Origin of the sequence: Pelagerythrobacter aerophilus (assembly GCF_003581645.1) — a bacterium.
Taxonomy (GTDB): Bacteria; Pseudomonadota; Alphaproteobacteria; order Sphingomonadales; family Sphingomonadaceae; genus Pelagerythrobacter; species Pelagerythrobacter aerophilus.
The window spans coordinates 440,342-456,401 of the sequence record NZ_QXFK01000014.1 but is presented as its reverse complement, the minus strand read 5'-3'; the positions used below and the strand labels follow the sequence as shown (position 1 = coordinate 456,401).

Sequence of the window (16,060 nt, the reverse complement as noted above, 5' to 3'; positions counted from 1 at the left end):
TGACATGGCCACGAAACCAGTATTCGATGACGTTCCGGCATGGCCGTCCACGCCCGCACCGGCCGCAGCGCATATGGGCCACAACAAGCCCCCGCTGGAAGATATCATTCCCGAGGAGTTCCGCGCCGAGCTGCTGCGCGAGCGGCCGCAGTTCCTCGAGAAGCTGAACGAGCTGGTCGATGCCGCGGATCGCGCCCGCGCTGAGGACGACGAGACGCTCGGCAAGTGTGGCGATCTGGTGAAGGCCTACCGGGCCTGCATCGCGCACATCAACAAGACGCACAAATCGGTGAAGGAACCGCACCTGCTCGCCGGCCGCCTGGTGGACGCCGAGAAGAACGCGCTGAACGAGCGGGTCGAAGCGGCGAAGCTAAAGGTCGAAAGCATCGGCGATGCGTTCGTCGCCAAGCGGGAGGCCGCACTGCGCGCCGAGCGTGAACGCGCTGCCGCCGAGGAGCGCGCTGCCGCCGAGCGTGCGGCCGAAGCCGAGCGGAAGCGGGAGGCCGCCGAAGCCGAAGCTCGCGCCGCCGCGCAGAATGCCGCGAACGAGGAAGAGCGCCGCGCTGCGGAGGAGCGTGCCGCGCAGGCCGCAGCCGAGGCGGAAGAGGCGATGTCCTCCGCTGCCCTGTCGCCCTCCGCAAGTGCTGCGCCTGAGCCCGTCCGCTCGGATGCTGGCGCGACCGTCTCCGGCAAGCAGGAATGGAAGTGCGAGGTCACCGACTACGAGGTCGCCTTCATGGGCTGCTCCGACGACGAGAAGGTCCGCGAGGCGATCGACAAGGCCATCGCCCGCCGCGTGCGCGCCGGATCCCGCAAGATCGAAGGTGTCCGCATCTGGCCGGTCGCCAAGGCCAACTACCGCTGACCCCCGGACGAAAGGACCAATCCGATGCAGTATGTCGCCTGCAAATTCCGCCCCGAGGACAAGCGCGCCTACACCTACGAGTGGGAGGGCGAACCGCTGACCAAAGGTGACATCGTCAAGGTGCCCGATAAGTCGGGCGATGGCTGGCAGCGCGTCACGGTCGACGCGATCAGCGATGAAGCGCCGCCGTTCGCCTGCAAGCCGATCCTCGGCCTCTACACCCCTGACGTCGAGCCGGATGCTGATGCGTCCGACGAAAGCGAGGACGCCACCGACCCGTTCGATGGCGTTCCGCTGCCCTTCTGACCCTCAATTCCAGCGGAGAAAATTAACATGAGCGCCCCATCCACCGCCATCGCAGAGCAGCGCGAACAGCCCCCGCTGGTCGTGCTCAAAAGCCAGCTCGAAGAGCGCGCGGAATCGTTCCGCATGGCGCTTCCGTCGCACATCAAGCCGGAGGACCTGCAGCGCACCGTCCTGATGGCGGCGCAGCAGAACCCGACCATTCTCCAAGCCGATCGCCGCAGCCTCATCCTGTCGTGCATGAAGGCCGCGCAGGACGGGCTCCTGCCCGATGGCCGCGAGGCCGCGCTGGTACCGTTCAACACGCGCGAAAAGGATGGGCAGGGCAAGTGGGTGACCGTCAAGCAGGTCCAGTACATGCCGATGGTCTACGGCCTGCGGAAGAAGATCATGCAGTCCGACGAGATCAGCGTGATGCAGGTCGGCGTGGTCTACCGCGCCGAGTACGAGAGTGGCCGGTTCCTGTTCGAGCTCGGCATGGAGCCTCCGATCCGCTACCGACCCGACCTGTCGCTATCCGTCGAGGAAACCGAAGACGATGAGATCGTCGCCGCGTTCTCGCTGGTGAAGTTCAAGGACGGCTCCTGGTCAGCAGAGGTCATGCGCCGCGCCGAAATCGACAAGATCAGGCAGCTTAGCCAGACCGGCGCTGTCGGGCAGGTTGTGAAGTTCGGCGCCAACAAGGGCAAGCCGATCGAACCGAAGGGCCCGTGGGTCGACCACTTCGCGGAAATGGCGAAGAAGACCGTCATGCGCCGGCACTCGAAGGTGCTGCCGATGAGCGGCGACATCTTCCGCGACGTCGAAGGCGAGGAGATCGATCGCGCCGCACGCTCTGCCGTCGCAGCGCTCGACTCGGTCGAACCTGATGCACCGGTCGCGCTGCCGTCGGGAGACGAGCTCGACGAGCAGGACGGCGGCGAAGTTGTCGATACCGAAACCGGCGAGATCAGTACCGACCCGAACACCGGCATGACGGAGGTCGACGAGGAAACCGCGCGCAAGCTCGACGCTGGCGACGCTGATGAGGAGGAACCGGCGCAGGAGGAAAAGGCCGACCCCGCCGCCCAGCGCCTCGCCAACATCCGCGCGCAGATCGAGGCCGCGAACAGCCTCGCCGCCGCGAACATCGCCAGCAACGAATGGGCGAAGCATCGCGTCGCCTACGATGACGAGACGATCGCCGAGGTCGATGGGATGGTCAGCGCCGCGTTCAAGCGGGTGCGTGGGGAGGGGCAGGGCAAGTGACCCTGATCGCCCGCACCGACGAATGGCTCGGCCTCAAGCTCTTCCACCCGCCGATCATCCGCTTCTGCCAGTGGACCGGCTATACGCAGCACCGCCTGCACCGCGATATGTGGTTTGCGGCAGGGCTCTACATTACATGGCGGTCGGTACAGGATGGCGATCACTGGCTCTGGACGGTGATGCTGCTGGCAGGGTGCCTAATCCTCGGCCTGCGCGCGGCGCTTCTGCCCGCGACGTGGCCAGAGAGCGGCACCCGCTGGTTCCGGGTGGCCATGTGGTGCGTTCTCGCGCTCGAGCTTCCCGCTGCGGTGCTGGCCGGCAAATGGCTTAATCTCGCGGATACCGTGTGGCTTCTCACTGCCGAATACGCCGCCACGATCACGACCATCCCGCCGCGTGAGAAGAAGGCTCGCACGTCGGCGCGCCGGGCCACGGTGTCGTCGTGAGCGGCTCCGGCCTCATCCCCTACGCCGTCGAGCCCCGCCGCTCGGCCGAGACCGAACGCGCCGACGTGCTGTCGCTGCTCGACGAGAAGATCCGCGCCTGCCGCAAGAACGACGCCACCGACAGCGCGCGCCGGTTCGAGGCGATGCGGGATGAGATTGTGGGCGGGTTGCATGAGAGGAGCGAAGGATGACCTATCCGAAACTGAAGCCATGCCCGGAATGCGGTCAGGAAATGACGCTCTTCCAATACGAAAGTGGGTGGTGGCGCGCCGAATGTGATCCGTGCCCCGAAACGGTGGGTGGTATCTACATTGGGTCCTGCGAGGGGCGGAAGCTGGATGCCATTCGCGCCCACAATTCCCGAACTGCCCCCGAGAGGAACGACCAATGACAGCACCAGTTGAAGTGACGCCGATCGACCTCACTGACGAGGACGAGGTTCTGGACCTCCTCACCGACTGCATCAGCGAAAGTTTCGACGTGGACTGGACGGCGCGAGACGGCGCTCGGCATGTCCTTGGCGGCTTGCAGCACGAAGGTATCGCGCTGGTCCGCACAACACAGTGCTCCGGGGTTACGCAGTTGGCGGAGTTCCACGAATTACTTGGCAGGTTTGGGCTTCTGCTCACCGATGATCCGGAGTTCGATCACGATGACGCCTCGTTTGGCGAAGCTCAGCACGCGCTCATCTCCGCCCTCCGCACAACACATAGCCCGAGTGAGGCAGAGGAGTGCGCTATCCCTCCGGAAGGCTGGCGCTGCACTCGTGCACCGGGTCATGAAGGACCATGCGCGGCGATACCCGCCACTGACGACAAGCTAGTGGACCTCATCCGCGATTGGATGATGAGCGGTGACCATCCCGTTTCCAAGTGGGAGCGCGACTTTGCAGCCGCTATCAGAGCCACCCTCCCCCTCCCGAGCGATAAGACGGTAGACGGTGCTCGCTGCTACGACTGCGGAAGGCCCTACGGCGACGAACACGGCTTCCCCGACCTGCTCGTGCCGCGTGAGGTCTGGAACGAAAAGCTGTCACCGGTCGGCCATGAAGGCGGACTGCTCTGCCCGTCGTGCCTGTGCAAAGCTGCGCATGACGCGGGGGTGAAGTGCTCTGCTGTGTTCACCAGCGGCCCGTTTGTTGCCTCGGATAAGACGGTAGAGCTTCTGAGGGAGGCGCGGGAGGATCTGAGGGGCCTCTGCGTGATTGCAGACCAGTTCTGCGATGATGCCGGCCTGTGCCTTGATGCGATGCCCCATATCCTCGACGCGCGAGAAACCCTCGCCAAGATCGACTCCCATCTGGGAGAGATGAAGTGAGCAGCCCGACCGCGAACCGCCGCGCCAAGGTCCTCCACCTCCCCGCCGAGGACACGCAACTCCAGCGCACCCGCGCACTGGCCGAGGCCTTCTCGCAGCTCGACGCCGCAGAGGCCGCATACCGCGAGGCGCAGACGGCGGTGACGGCTGCGTTCGGTCCATGGTCGGCCGGGCGCTCGATCAGTCGCGACGAGGCGAGGGAGCAGCTTGTTTCGACCGGGCATTTGCCGAGGCGGAGGGTTTGGGAGTGAGCAAGGCCGAAGTCACCCTCCGAACCGTCTCCGGCCTCCCGCCACGCGGGCATTGCCGCGAGGGCCATCCGGTCGTGGTGCACACGATGCTCGGCAGCCTGCGCGGCTTGAGCCGGGTGAGCCTCCCGCACGATCAGTCCGAGATGCTGGAGCGGCAGGCGCTGGAGATATTCACAATCCAAGCGAACGCGGGACTGCCGTTTGCGCAGTGTCTTGCGGGCATCCTGCTGAGCGGGATCGATTGGGGGAGGGCAGCACGATGAACGCGCACTTCACCCCGAAACCACGCCCCTATTCCGTTGCGCAGCTCGCCGAGCGGTGGGGCTGTAGCGAGGGGCTGGTTTACAAGCTGATCCGCAGCGGCGACTTGCAATGCTTCCGACCTGGTGCGCTTATTCGCATCAGCGCGGCGGAAGTGGAGAGATACGAATGTCAGGCGAGCAACGAGAATATTCCGTCCAGCGATTCGACAAAGGCTTCGCAATCGTCTGGTGGGAGGACGCCGGCGAGGGGCCGAAGCGTCGCCGTCATCGACTCGCCTCGAAAGATCGGGCCTCCGCCGAGGCAGAGGCGGCAATCCGCTGGCAAGTCAGCGACGGTGCATCGTGGTCCGTGGGCCGACTGATGAGCGGCTACCTCGCCTCGATCGCGCACAAGCCATCGCACAGTCGGCGGCAGGATGCGTGGAAGGCGATGAAGCCCTTCTGGGAGAACGTTGAGCCGGATCTGATCGGTGAGCCGATGTGCAAGGCGTACCGCAAGACCCGCCGAGTCGCCGACGCGACCGCGCGCTACGAACTCCTCCAGCTATCGACCGCGCTCAAATGGGGCAGGCGGGAAGGGCATATCACCGCAGCGCCAGCTATCTGGCTTCCACCGACGCCGGAGCGAGAGACGCGTCATCTATCCCGCGCCGAGTTCGCCAAGTTCTTCGGGGGCATCCGCGCTGAGCACGCGAAGGTCTACGTCATGCTCGGGCTGCACACGATGGCGCGCCCGTCGGCGATTCTCGATCTGACCTGGGATCGCGTCGACTTCATGCGCCGGCTGATCGATTTTCGGCCACCGGGCCGGGCGCAGACGGCGAAGCGGCGCACCATCGTGCCGATCAGCGATGAGCTACTCGAGACACTGCAGCGCGCCTACGAAGCGCGCACCTGCGAATACGTGGTCGAGCGCGGCGGGAAGAAGGTCGGCAACATCAAGAAGGCGTTTCAGGCGGCATCCGAAAGGAGCGCTGTCCATGCGACCCCTTACACGCTGCGCCACACCGGGGCGGTCTGGGCGGCCGAAGCGGGCGTGCCGATGGCGCAACTCGCTCAATTCATGGGCCATGATGATGATCGAACGACCCAGAAGCACTACGCGCGCTACAGCCCCGACTACCTTCGCAACGTCGCTAACGCGATTGGAAAAGGTTCGGTTGCGACCTCTGACCCCTGTTCCGGGGAGGTGTTAAGTGCTTGAAAGTAATTGGTCGGGGAGAGAGGATTCGAACCTCCGGCCCCTGCCTCCCGAAGACAGTGCTCTACCAGGCTGAGCTACTCCCCGACCGTGTCGGTCCCGTCCGGCGAAGTGCCGTGCGGGTCGAGGCAAGGCGGGCCCTATAGGCAGCGCGCGTCGGGGTGGCAAGCCGGCAATTGCAGGTCTAGGAAGTTGGCATGGCCAGCGCCGCACTTTCTGCCGATTCTTCGAATCGCGATCATCCCGAACAGCAGTATCTCGACCTCATGCGCCGCATCTGGAACGAGGGGAGCGAACGGGTGGACCGCACCGGTATCGGCACGCGATCGGTGTTCGGTGCGATGCTGCGCTTCGATCTCGCGGACGGCGCGATGCCGCTGCTCACCACCAAGCGGGTCTACTGGAAGACCGCGACGCGGGAGATGCTGTGGTTCCTCACCGGCGAGACGAACATTCGCCCGCTGGTGCTGCAGGGCGTGAAGATCTGGAACGAGTGGCCGCACGCCCAGTACGTGCGCGAGACGGGTGATGCGATCGCGCTGGAGGACTTCGTGCAGCGGATCGCCGAGGACGAGGCGTTCGCCGAACGGTGGGGCGATCTCGGCCCGGTCTACGGCAAACAGTGGGTCGACTGGCCAACGTACCGCTATCGGCCTGACGGCACCTACGAGAAGGGGCCGGGGATCAACCAGGTCGCGCAAGTGATCGAATCGCTGCGCACCAATCCGGGCAGCCGGCGCCATATCATCGAGGGATGGAATGTCGCCGAGCTCGACCGCATGGCGCTGCCGCCGTGCCACAAGACCTACCAGTTCCACGTTGCCGACGGCCGGCTCAATTGCGCGCTTTACCAGCGGAGCTGCGACGTTGCGCTGGGTCTGCCATTCAATCTTTGGTCGGGCGCGCTGCTTCAGCGGATGATCGCGCAGCAGGTTGAGCTCGAGCCGGGCGAATTCGTGTGGATGGGCGGCGACGTGCACCTCTATCTCAACCACGAGCACCTGATTACCGAGCAGCTTTCGAGGGAACCGCAGGGGCGGCCGCGGCTTGAGATAGTGCGGCGGCCGGAGACGATTTTCGACTATCGTCTCGAGGATTTCGAGGTCCGCGATTACACGCCGCTGGGGCCGATCAAGGCCCCTGTGGCGGTCTGAGACGGGAGAGCTTGACCCCTCCCGAGCTGTGAAATAAAATAACTCACACGTATAAGAATGCGTCTCACGCTTTGGGAGATCACCCTATGGCCGACAGGCCCGACGCGGACCGGGAAGCAGGGGCCAACAAGCCCACGCTCCGGCTTCACGTTCCCGAACCCAAATTCCGCCCTGGCGACACGGTGGACTTCAGTCATATCAAGGTCAGCGAGCCCGGTGCACAGCCGCGCCCCGACGAGGCGTGCGACGCCAAGGAGACGGCACCGCTCTGCCATGACCTGATCCGCGTTCTCGGCGACGACAATAAGGCTCACGGTCCGTGGGACCCGAAGCTCGATCCCGACACGCTGCGCACCATGCTCGGCCATTTCGCGCTCGTCCGCGCGTTCGACGAGCGCATGTTCCGCGGTCAGCGGCAGGGCAAAACCAGCTTCTACATGAAGTGCACCGGGGAAGAGGCGACCTCGGTTGCCGCCGCAATGGCGCTGGCGAGCGACGACATGGTGTTCCCCAGCTATCGCCAGCAGGGCGTGCTGATCGTGCGCGGCTACGACCTCGTCGAGATGATCAACCAGATCTATTCGAACAAGGGCGACAAGCTGAAGGGCCGCCAGCTCCCGATCATGTACTCGAGCCGCGAGCACAGCTTCTTCTCGATCAGCGGCAACCTCGCGACGCAGACGCCGCAGGCGGTAGGCTGGGCGATGGCGAGCGCGATGAAGGGTGACAGCCGCATCGCTGCGACCTGGGTGGGCGAGGGCAGCACGGCGGAAGGCGATTTCCATTCGGCCTGCACTTTTGCGACCGTCTATAATGCACCGGTTATCCTCAACGTTATCAACAACCAGTGGGCGATCTCCAGCTTCTCCGGTTTCGCCGGCGCGGAGCGGACGACCTTTGCCGCGCGCGCACTGGGATACGGGCTGGCGGGCTTGCGGGTCGACGGCAACGACGCGCTCGCGGTCTATGCCGCGCAGCGCTGGGCGGCGAACCGTGCGCGGGCCAATGCCGGGCCGACGCTGATCGAATACTTCACCTATCGGGCCGAGGGACACTCGACCTCCGACGATCCGACCGGCTACCGCAGCGCCCAGGAGCGTGAGGAGTGGCCGCTGGGCGATCCAGTGATGCGGCTCAAGAACCACCTGATCGCGCTGGGTGAATGGGACGAGGACCGCCAAGCGGAGATGGATCGCGAGGCGGCCGAGCGAGTCAAGGCCGCGACCAAGGAGGCCGAGAAGAACGGCACCCTCGGCCACGGCATGCACCAGCCGTTCCGCACCATGTTCGAGGACGTGTTCGAGGAACTGCCGTGGCATCTGAAGGAACAGGCCGAACAGGCGACGCGCGAGCGGCTGATCAAGTTCCACGGGGGGCGCCCGCAATGAGCGCCGAAGTGAAGGAAAACCAGGCTATAGAGAGCGGCACCGAGCGCCGCCTCAACATGATCGAGGCGATTAACGACGCGCTCGACATCATGCTGGAGCGCGACCCCGACGTGATCGTTATGGGGGAGGACGTCGGCTATTTCGGCGGCGTCTTCCGCTGCACCGCGGGCCTGCAGGAAAAGCACGGCAAGACGCGCGTGTTCGACACACCGATCTCCGAATGCGGTATCATCGGCGTCGCGGTGGGGATGGGGGCCTATGGCTTGCGGCCGGTGCCCGAAATCCAGTTCGCGGACTATATCTATCCCGGTCTGGATCAGCTGATCAGTGAGGCGGCGCGGCTGCGCTATCGCTCTGCGACCGAATACATCGCGCCGATGACGGTGCGCTCGCCGTTCGGCGGGGGGATCTTCGGCGGTCAGACGCACAGCCAGAGCCCTGAAGCGATCTTCACTCACGTCTCGGGTCTCAAGACGGTGATTCCATCGACGCCGTATGACGCGAAGGGCCTGCTGATCTCGTGCATCGAGGACAACGACCCGGTCATCTTCTTCGAACCGAAGCGGATCTACAACGGGCCCTTCAGCGGCTACTACGATAAGCCGGCCGAGCCGTGGAAACGCCACCCGCAGAGCGTGGTGCCGGAGGGGTACTACAAGATCCCGCTCGGCAAGGCGCGCACGGTGACCGAAGGCGACGCGATGACCGTGCTGACCTACGGCGCGATGGTCCACGTGGTCGAATCGGTCTGCCGCGAGAAGGGCATCGAGGCGGAAATCCTCGACCTGCGCACGCTCGTGCCGATCGATATCGAGGCGATCGAAGCCTCGGTCGAGCGCACCGGCAAATGCCTGATCGTGCACGAGGCGACCCGTACCTCCGGCTTTGGCGCGGAGCTCTCCGCGCTCGTCACCGAGCGCTGCTTCTATCACCTCGAGGCCCCGGTCGAACGCGTGACCGGCTTCGACACCCCTTATCCGCACAGCCTCGAATGGGCCTATTTCCCCGGCCCGGTTCGCATCGGCGAAGCGATCGACAAGCTCCTGAAGGATTGACGCACATGGCGAAGTTCACCTTCAATCTCCCCGACATCGGCGAAGGCATTGCCGAGGCCGAAATCGTCGACTGGCACGTGAAGATCGGCGACACGGTCGAGGAAGACGACCGCCTCGCCGACATGATGACCGACAAGGCGACCGTCGAGATGGAAAGCCCCGTCGCGGGCAAAGTCGTCGAGGTCGCCGGCGAGATCGGCGACACGATCGCGATCGGCTCCATGCTCGTCGTGATCGAGACCGAGGGCGAAGTGCCCGACGATGTGCAGGAGGAGGCGGAAGCCGCTCCCGCACCCAAGGCCGACGAGGTCGAGGAACGGATCGAAGTCGAGACCTCCGATGCGAGCGACGCCGACGATGCGATTGCGGCGGATCCCGAACCCGAACCGGCCGCTACGCCCGCACCTGCACCGGCAGCGACGCCGCATACGAAAGTCCTCGCCTCCCCTGCCGTGCGCGCCCGCGCGAAGGACCTCGGCATCGACCTCGCCGAAGTGAAACCGGCCGAGGACGGGCGCATCCGCCACGCGGATCTCGACGCGTTCCTCTCCTACAACGCCGGCAGCGGCTTCTCGCCCGCGGGCCGTGCGCGGTCGGACGAGCAGATCAAGGTCATCGGCCTGCGCAAGCGCATCGCGCAGAACATGGCCGAATCGAAGCGCAACATCCCGCATTTCTCCTATGTCGAGGAATGCGACGTGACTGAGCTCGAGCGGCTGCGTGCCGATCTCAACGCCAATCGCGGCAACAAGCCGAAGCTGACCATGCTGCCGCTGCTGATCTCCGCGATTTGCAGGACGTTGCCCGACTTCCCGATGATCAATGCGCGCTATGACGACGAAGCGGGTATGGTCACGCGCCACGGTTCCGTCCATCTCGGCATGGCGACCCAGACCGACAAGGGCCTGATGGTCCCCGTGATCCGCGACGCCCAGGCGAAGAACCTGTGGCAGCTCGCGCGCGAGATCGGCCGTCTGGCGGAAGCCGCGCGCGACGGGTCCGCGAAGTCGGACGAGCTCTCCGGCTCCACGCTCACGCTCACCTCGCTCGGTCCGTTGGGTGGCGTGGCGACGACGCCCGTCATCAACCGCCCCGAAGTCGCGATCATCGGGCCGAACCGGATCATCGAGCGACCGATGTTCGTGTCCGACGGCATGGGCGGCGAACGGATCGAGAAGCGCAAGCTGATGAACGTCTCGATCAGCTGCGACCACCGCGTGGTCGACGGCTACGACGCGGCGAGCTTTGTGCAGGAACTCAAGAAGTTGCTGGAAACGCCGGTGCTGCTGCTGGCGGACTGACCTGAATCCTCCCCATTTGCGCTTCGCGAAGATGGGGAGGATCGGGTAGGGTGCTTCCATGCGCACCGACCCACACATCGACGCCTATATCGACAAGGCCGAGGACTTCGCGCAGCCGATCCTCCGGCATGTCCGCGCTCTGGTGCATTCCGCGCTGCCGGAGGCCGAGGAAGCGATCAAATGGGGCATGCCGCATTTCATGGTCGGCGGGAAGAACGTGGTCGGGATGGCCGCGTTCAAGGCACATGCGGCAGTGATGATTCACGGCGAAGATGACTCGGCGGAAGGCATGGGTACTCTCGGCAAGATCGCGTCGCTCGAAGAACTGCCGCCGGACGAAGACCTCGCGGCGCGCTTCCGGGCGGCTGCCGACGCGTTCATTTCGGGAAAGGCGTCCAAGCGCGCGGCGAAGCCCAAGCCGAGATTCCGGTCCCGGAGGATTTCGCTCGGGCCCTCGACGCGGCGCCACGGGCGCGTGCGTTCTTCGATACGCTCGCGCCCTCCTATCGCCGCGAGTATCTGGAATGGATCGTCGAGGCCAAGCGCCCGGCGACCCGCACGAAGCGCATCGCCACCGCAGTCGAGTGGCTGGCCGAGGGCAAGAAGCGCAACTGGAAGTACGAGAGCTGCTAGTCGGCCGGCTCAGCGCACGATAGCACTGTAGGTCACCCGCGCGGCGCGCGCTGCGACGCTGCCGTCGTCGAAACGCCAGCGCAGATGCGTGACGTCTTCGGGCGAGGCGAGGCGCATACCGTCGCCGTCCGCGATTCGCATCGTGCCGAGCCGGCCCCAGTTGCGGCCGCCGTCGACCGACACCTCGAGCGCGTCGGAACTGCTGCGCTGGAAGGCGAGGGTGCGGGGTACTGCGCTGGAGACGGTGACCGGATCGCCGCTCCGCCTGCCGCGCCATTCGACCATCAGCACGACCTTGTCGCCGGGCCGCAGGTCCTCGGCCGGCTCGATCGTGCGAACCCGCTCCCCGTCGGGCGTGGTCGCGGTGCGTTCCACATAGACTGCGCGCGAGATACCGCTCGCCGATTGGGCCGCGACGCCGCTGGCGGCGAAGCAGGCAAGGCTGCCGATCACGAGGCCGATACGCATGGACTTCCCCCTCTGTCTCCTCGTGGTCCGAGGTGGCGGGAAGAGACGAAAATATGGTTAACGAAAGCCTCCGCACGGATGCTTTTCAACACCGTGAAAAAGCCGCGCGCGAGGCCATTGACAGCCCATTCAGGCTGCCCTAGTGGCGCGGCTCCCAAGCGGTGCACCGCCCGAGAATGCGCGGGTGTAGCTCAGTTGGTTAGAGCGCCGGCCTGTCACGCCGGAGGTCGCGGGTTCGAGTCCCGTCACTCGCGCCACTTGGGATTTTCTTCGAGATTTTGTTGGTAAGCATCGCAGCGGGTTGGCGGCAACGCCGCGCCGCACGTCAGCCCCAGCGGCCGGTTTCCATCCAGATCAGGAAGCGCCTGAGCGGCAACAGCCAGACGAGGCCCAGCGCGAGGTAGATCGGCGTCTGCGCCCAGGCGGGCCAGCCGCCGATGAGATCGGGCACGTAGCGCGCGATCAGCAGGCCGTAGACCGTCAGGCCGGCAAGCAGCCCCAGGATGCCTACCGGGAGGCGCCAGCTCGGTTCCTGCCGCATCAGAACGGTCCGTAGAGCCGCGTCGGCGTGACGACCAGGTCGAGCGGCATGTCGTGCGGCTCTACCGGCAGTTCGCCGACGAGCTGGCTGTCCCATGCAAGCCCGATCCGCAGCGTGTCCGGATGCGCTGCCAGCCAGCGGTCGTAATGCCCGCCGCCTTGTCCCAGGCGGTCGCCGCGATCGGTGAAGCCGAGCAGTGGCATGAACAGCACCTGCGGCTCGATCGCTTCGGCATCGGCGGCGGGCTGGCGAATCGCAAACGGGCCTTCGACGAGATCGCTCTCCCCGAACGGATCGGTGTGGAGCGCGAATTCCATCGGAGCCTCGCGCGTGGCGAAGCGGGGGAGGGCGACCGCGTGTCCGCGCTCGGCGAAGAACCGCGCATAGGATGCCGCCGGCGCCTCGTGCGGGTGCGCGACGTAGAGGCCGATCGCGGCAACTTCGGGCACGCGTTCGAGCAGCGGTGCAGGCGGCCGGTGGAAAACGAGCGCCCGAACCTGCTCCGGCAAGGCCGCGACATGCTCGCGGCGTGCGGCGCGCAGCGCCTTCCTCAGTTCGGCCTTGGTCATAGCCTCGCGTATATCGGGGAAATCGAGTGGCGGAACCACCATGGGTCGTTTTCCGGCGAAATCCTCTGACGCCTAAACGTCAGGTGGGCGCCGTATGCCCGGGTCCCCCGGACGAACCAGTGGACCAAGGCAGGGACAGCTCCCGTTGGATTGCTTATAGCCTCAGGGATATTCTAGCGGCTCGTGCCGGGCAGTCCCGCCGTCCTCTATTTAGGAGGTCGCCCGCTTGCTCTCAAGCTTCTCGGCGCAATTCTCCAGCAAATCGGCGAATCGTTCGAGAGCGGGGGCGAGATCCGGGTCGCGGAACAGGTCGGGCGTGGTCGATGGCGCCGTCTGTCCGGCCTTCAGGTCGTCGAGCTCCTTGCGCAGCGTTTCGATCTCGGCCCGGGCGGCTGCGGCGTCCACTTCCGCATCCTGATGGGCGGCGCGAAGCCGCTCGATCTCGTCGTCGCGCTCGGCGATCGCCTGACGCGCTTCTCCCCCTTCGGGCGCACCGCGGCGCTGTTCGTCGAGCTCGTCTGCGAGCAGGATCGAGGCGAAGAGCAGGTTCTGCGCGTCACGGGCGGTGAGATTGCTGCCGAGCTGCTGCAGCTTGGCGTCGACCATCTCGCCGAGGCGCGTGACGTGCGCCTCCTCACCGTCGGCACAGCCGACAGTGTACTCGCGCCCGCCGACAAGGAGCCTGACCTCGCTCATCGCTCGAGTCTCTCGATCAGCGTGTCCAGTTCCTTGAGAGCACCGACGGTCGCCTCGCGCAGCCGCTCGTGCTCGACCACCAGGCCGGAGACCGAGGGCGGGGCCGGGTTATAGTCGTCCGCCGCCTTGGCGATCCGGCCGAGTGCAGCCTCTATGCGCTGCACGGCGCGTTCGATACGCTCGCCATCCATGAGACCAAACTATCGCAAATGTGTGACCGCGCAAAGCCTTGCCGTCACCTGTTGATAACTTGCGCCCGCTCGGCGGCCGGGGACGTGCCGCTGCGCGCTGTTGACCTGCGCCTGCGCGTCCGCAAAGGCTTCGCGCGCCCGAATCGACCGGGCATGCGCATTACCTCACGTCCTCCAGGAGCATACCCCGCATGAGCCTCGATCCGACCCGCCTGGCGCCGATGGCCAATGCCATCCGGGCGCTGTCGATGGATGCGGTGCAGGCAGCGAATTCGGGGCATCCCGGCATGCCGATGGGCATGGCCGACGTCGCCGCCGTTCTGTGGTCGAAGTATCTGAAGTTCGACCCGTCCACGCCCGACTGGGCGGACCGCGACCGCTTCGTGCTCAGCGCCGGGCATGGCTCGATGCTGATCTACTCGCTGCTCCACCTCTCGGGCTATGCGCATCCGACGATGGAGGAGATCCGGAATTTCCGCCAGCTCGGTAGCCCCTGCGCCGGCCACCCGGAGAACTTCCTGCTCGACGGTGTCGAATGCACGACCGGGCCGCTTGGTCAGGGCCTGGCGATGGCGGTCGGCATGGCGATTGCCGAGCGGCATCTCAACGCCGAGTTCGGCGACGAACTGGTCGACCACCGCACCTGGGTGGTCGCCGGCGACGGATGTCTGATGGAAGGCATCAACCACGAGGCGATCGGGATCGCCGGGCACCTCAAGCTCGGCCGCATGATCGTGCTGTGGGACGACAACCGGATCACCATCGACGGCTCGACCGACCTGTCGACGAGCGAGGACATCTGCGCCCGCTATGAAGCGACCGGGTGGCATGTCGTATCGTGCGACGGTCACGATCCGGCCGACATCCAGCGCGCGCTGGACGAGGCGTTGGCGGACGAGCGCCCCTCGCTGGTCGCCTGCCGTACCGTCATCGGCAAGGGCGCTCCCAACAAGCAGGGCACGTCCGCGACCCACGGTGCGGCGCTCGGTGCCGAGGAAGTCGCTGCGGCGCGTGTGGAACTGGGCTGGGATGCGGAGCCGTTCGAGGTTCCCGAAGCGATTCTCGCCGATTGGCGCGCTACCGGGGAGCGCGGCGCCCGCACGCGCGGCGAATGGCACGAGCGGCTCGCGGCATCGGACCGCAAGGCCGAATTCGAGCGGCGCATGGCCGGCGATCTGCCGGCCGGCGAGGAGATCGCCGAGGCATTCGCCGAATGGCTCGGCAAGGACCAGAAGGTCGCCACCCGCAAGGCGTCCGAAATGGCGCTCGAGGTTCTCACGCCGCGTCTGCCCGAGATGGTCGGCGGCTCGGCCGACCTGACGGGCTCGAACAACACCAAGACCAAGGCAATGGAGCCGCTCACTGCCGACGACTACGGCGGGCGCTACGTCTATTACGGCATCCGTGAATTCGGCATGGCCGCGGCGATGAACGGCATGGCGCTGCACGGCGGCGTGATCCCCTACGGCGGCACGTTCCTGATCTTCAGCGACTACTGCCGCAACGCAGTGCGGCTCTCCGCCCTGCAGCAGACGCGGACGATCTATGTCTTCACCCACGATTCGATCGGGCTGGGCGAGGATGGGCCGACCCACCAGCCGGTCGAGCAGTTGATGAGCTTGCGGTTGATCCCCAACCTCAACGTGTTCCGCCCGGCAGATATCATCGAGACTGCCGAATGCTGGAACCTCGCGCTGCAGACCAAGGGCACGCCCTCGGTGCTCGCGCTGAGCCGGCAGGGTCTGCCTCAGCTCCGCCATGAGGGCGAGATGCTGAGCGGCAAGGGCGCCTACCGCCTGCGCGCGGCCGAGGCAGGGCGCAAGGTCGTGCTTATCGCGACCGGCTCCGAAGTGCAGGTCGCCTGCGATGTGGCCGATGCGCTTGAAAGCCAGGGCATCGGCACCGATGTGGTGTCCATGCCGTGCATGGAACTGTTCGAGGCGCAGGACGAGGCCTATCGGCGCGGCCTGCTGCCGGCGGATGCACTCAAGGTCTCGATCGAGGCCGGCTCGACCCTCGGCTGGGAGCGGTACACCGGCACGGACGGGCTGCAGATCGGCCTCGACCGCTTCGGCGCCTCCGCTCCGGCCGAGGCACTGTTCGAGAAATTCGGCTTCACCGCTGAAGCCATCGTTCCCAAAATTCAGGCCAAACTCAGCACTTAGCAGGA

20 protein-coding genes, 2 tRNA genes and 1 pseudogene are annotated in these 16,060 nt (G+C 65.8%); 17 read left to right on the top strand and 6 right to left on the bottom strand.

The features are described 5' to 3' along the window. Nucleotides 1-4 precede the first annotated feature (4 nt). The 10 genes and pseudogenes from D2V04_RS06095 (at nucleotide 5) to D2V04_RS06050 (ending at nucleotide 5,897) form a co-directional block, all read left to right on the top strand. Nucleotides 5-865 (top strand): hypothetical protein, encoded by an 861-nt coding sequence (locus tag D2V04_RS06095; RefSeq protein ID WP_147391778.1) that lies wholly within the window; start codon nucleotides 5-7, stop codon nucleotides 863-865. Between the two features lie 24 nt (nucleotides 866-889). After that, entirely contained in the window at nucleotides 890-1,171 is a 282-nt protein-coding gene (locus D2V04_RS06090; protein WP_119512371.1) for a hypothetical protein, read from the top strand. 27 nt (nucleotides 1,172-1,198) lie between these two features. Beyond that, nucleotides 1,199-2,416, top strand: a complete 1,218-nt coding sequence (locus D2V04_RS06085; protein WP_119512370.1) for a recombinase RecT — start codon at nucleotides 1,199-1,201, stop codon at nucleotides 2,414-2,416. Then, nucleotides 2,413-2,862 carry a hypothetical protein gene (locus D2V04_RS06080; RefSeq protein ID WP_119512369.1) on the top strand — a complete coding sequence of 150 codons (450 nt, stop codon included), beginning with the start codon at nucleotides 2,413-2,415 and terminating at the stop codon, nucleotides 2,860-2,862. The genes D2V04_RS06085 and D2V04_RS06080 overlap by 4 nt, the downstream gene beginning before the upstream one ends. Further along, complete coding sequence (locus D2V04_RS06075) at nucleotides 2,859-3,053, top strand: hypothetical protein (RefSeq protein ID WP_119512368.1); 195 nt, start codon at nucleotides 2,859-2,861, stop codon at nucleotides 3,051-3,053. The genes D2V04_RS06080 and D2V04_RS06075 overlap by 4 nt, the downstream gene beginning before the upstream one ends. Before the next feature lie 196 nt (nucleotides 3,054-3,249). Continuing rightward, nucleotides 3,250-4,179, top strand: a complete 930-nt coding sequence (locus D2V04_RS06070) for a hypothetical protein (RefSeq protein WP_119512367.1) — start codon at nucleotides 3,250-3,252, stop codon at nucleotides 4,177-4,179. Beyond that, on the top strand, nucleotides 4,176-4,430 hold the full coding sequence (locus tag D2V04_RS06065) for a hypothetical protein (RefSeq protein ID WP_119512366.1): 255 nt from the start codon (nucleotides 4,176-4,178) through the stop codon (nucleotides 4,428-4,430). Before D2V04_RS06070 ends, D2V04_RS06065 begins: the two co-directional genes overlap by 4 nt. After that, nucleotides 4,427-4,693, top strand: coding sequence for a hypothetical protein (locus D2V04_RS06060; protein ID WP_119512365.1), 267 nt, complete (start codon nucleotides 4,427-4,429; stop codon nucleotides 4,691-4,693). Before D2V04_RS06065 ends, D2V04_RS06060 begins: the two co-directional genes overlap by 4 nt. After that, nucleotides 4,690-4,845: pseudogene (locus D2V04_RS18410) on the top strand (helix-turn-helix domain-containing protein); the annotation flags it as partial. The gene D2V04_RS06060 and the pseudogene D2V04_RS18410, both read left to right, overlap by 4 nt. A gap of 14 nt (nucleotides 4,846-4,859) precedes the next feature. Beyond that, on the top strand, nucleotides 4,860-5,897 hold the full coding sequence (locus D2V04_RS06050; protein ID WP_228766282.1) for a tyrosine-type recombinase/integrase: 1,038 nt from the start codon (nucleotides 4,860-4,862) through the stop codon (nucleotides 5,895-5,897). Between the two features lie 7 nt (nucleotides 5,898-5,904). Here D2V04_RS06050 and D2V04_RS06045 read toward each other — a convergent pair. Beyond that, nucleotides 5,905-5,981, bottom strand: a tRNA-Pro gene (locus tag D2V04_RS06045). A 110-nt stretch (nucleotides 5,982-6,091) separates the two neighbouring features. Here D2V04_RS06045 and thyA point away from each other — a divergent pair. The 5 genes from thyA (at nucleotide 6,092) to D2V04_RS18465 (ending at nucleotide 11,456) form a co-directional block, all read left to right on the top strand. Continuing rightward, nucleotides 6,092-7,048, top strand: a complete 957-nt coding sequence (gene thyA / locus D2V04_RS06040; protein WP_119512363.1) for a thymidylate synthase — start codon at nucleotides 6,092-6,094, stop codon at nucleotides 7,046-7,048. 86 nt (nucleotides 7,049-7,134) lie between these two features. Continuing rightward, nucleotides 7,135-8,436: a 3-methyl-2-oxobutanoate dehydrogenase (2-methylpropanoyl-transferring) subunit alpha gene (locus tag D2V04_RS06035; RefSeq protein WP_119512362.1), complete on the top strand. Its 1,302-nt coding sequence runs from the start codon at nucleotides 7,135-7,137 to the stop codon at nucleotides 8,434-8,436. Then, nucleotides 8,433-9,491, top strand: coding sequence for an alpha-ketoacid dehydrogenase subunit beta (locus D2V04_RS06030; protein WP_119512361.1), 1,059 nt, complete (start codon nucleotides 8,433-8,435; stop codon nucleotides 9,489-9,491). The genes D2V04_RS06035 and D2V04_RS06030 overlap by 4 nt, the downstream gene beginning before the upstream one ends. 5 nt (nucleotides 9,492-9,496) lie before the next feature. After that, nucleotides 9,497-10,792, top strand: a complete 1,296-nt coding sequence (locus D2V04_RS06025; RefSeq protein WP_119512360.1) for a dihydrolipoamide acetyltransferase family protein — start codon at nucleotides 9,497-9,499, stop codon at nucleotides 10,790-10,792. A 58-nt stretch (nucleotides 10,793-10,850) separates the two neighbouring features. Next, entirely contained in the window at nucleotides 10,851-11,456 is a 606-nt protein-coding gene (locus D2V04_RS18465; protein ID WP_449015093.1) for an iron chaperone, read from the top strand. Here the strand turns inward: D2V04_RS18465 and D2V04_RS06015 are convergent. Continuing rightward, nucleotides 11,435-11,893, bottom strand: a complete 459-nt coding sequence (locus tag D2V04_RS06015; RefSeq protein ID WP_119512359.1) for a hypothetical protein — start codon at nucleotides 11,891-11,893, stop codon at nucleotides 11,435-11,437. The two genes, D2V04_RS18465 and D2V04_RS06015, sit on opposite strands and share 22 nt — an antisense overlap. Nucleotides 11,894-12,073: 180 nt before the next feature. On the opposite strand from D2V04_RS06015, the gene D2V04_RS06010 reads away from it, so the two are divergent. Further along, nucleotides 12,074-12,150 (top strand) — tRNA-Asp (locus tag D2V04_RS06010). 68 nt (nucleotides 12,151-12,218) lie between these two features. Here the strand turns inward: D2V04_RS06010 and D2V04_RS06005 are convergent. From D2V04_RS06005 to D2V04_RS05990, 4 genes are all read right to left on the bottom strand, one after another. Then, nucleotides 12,219-12,434 carry a DUF2842 domain-containing protein gene (locus D2V04_RS06005; protein WP_119512358.1) on the bottom strand — a complete coding sequence of 72 codons (216 nt, stop codon included), beginning with the start codon at nucleotides 12,432-12,434 and terminating at the stop codon, nucleotides 12,219-12,221. Further along, nucleotides 12,434-13,045, bottom strand: a complete 612-nt coding sequence (locus tag D2V04_RS06000; protein WP_228766281.1) for a 5-formyltetrahydrofolate cyclo-ligase — start codon at nucleotides 13,043-13,045, stop codon at nucleotides 12,434-12,436. Before D2V04_RS06000 ends, D2V04_RS06005 begins: the two co-directional genes overlap by 1 nt. 168 nt (nucleotides 13,046-13,213) lie before the next feature. Beyond that, nucleotides 13,214-13,699 carry a cell division protein ZapA gene (locus D2V04_RS05995; protein WP_119512357.1) on the bottom strand — a complete coding sequence of 162 codons (486 nt, stop codon included), beginning with the start codon at nucleotides 13,697-13,699 and terminating at the stop codon, nucleotides 13,214-13,216. Then, nucleotides 13,696-13,890, bottom strand: coding sequence for a hypothetical protein (locus D2V04_RS05990; RefSeq protein ID WP_119512356.1), 195 nt, complete (start codon nucleotides 13,888-13,890; stop codon nucleotides 13,696-13,698). Before D2V04_RS05990 ends, D2V04_RS05995 begins: the two co-directional genes overlap by 4 nt. Before the next feature lie 191 nt (nucleotides 13,891-14,081). On the opposite strand from D2V04_RS05990, the gene tkt reads away from it, so the two are divergent. Next, on the top strand, nucleotides 14,082-16,055 hold the full coding sequence (gene tkt, locus D2V04_RS05985) for a transketolase (RefSeq protein WP_119512355.1): 1,974 nt from the start codon (nucleotides 14,082-14,084) through the stop codon (nucleotides 16,053-16,055). Nucleotides 16,056-16,060 lie beyond the last annotated feature (5 nt).